The sequence below is a fragment of the Vallitalea maricola genome, assembly GCF_036985595.1.
Taxonomy (GTDB): Bacteria; Bacillota; Clostridia; order Lachnospirales; family Vallitaleaceae; genus Vallitalea; species Vallitalea maricola.
In genome coordinates this window covers 1-279 of sequence record NZ_BTPU01000399.1, presented here as the reverse complement: position 1 = coordinate 279, position 279 = coordinate 1, and the positions used below count along the sequence as shown (strand labels likewise).

General features: G+C 33.7%; 1 protein-coding gene. It reads left to right on the top strand.

The window, feature by feature from the left end:
• The coding region (locus AACQ14_RS24445; RefSeq protein WP_339366131.1) for a hypothetical protein at positions 1-279 on the top strand (279 nt) is incomplete at both ends.

The window sequence follows — 279 nt, the reverse complement described above, 5'->3', positions numbered from 1 at the left end:
AACTGCTGATTTTGTAGAATGCTTACAATCAACTGTTCCTTCACAAGATGTAATTCCTGTTTGTGATGGTGAACCAAGATTCAAGATTCCAACATTAGCATATATGGCTCATTTACTTCCCAATAGCCATTGGGCAACGATTCTTGATAAATCGCTTGATAGAAATGGGAAAATACCAAGTGATATACTTGCATTCAAATTCATTATAGAATTCCATAACAAAAATGTAGGATATAGGAATTTTATAGCTTTACCAGAAATGGGAAGTGTATCATCACT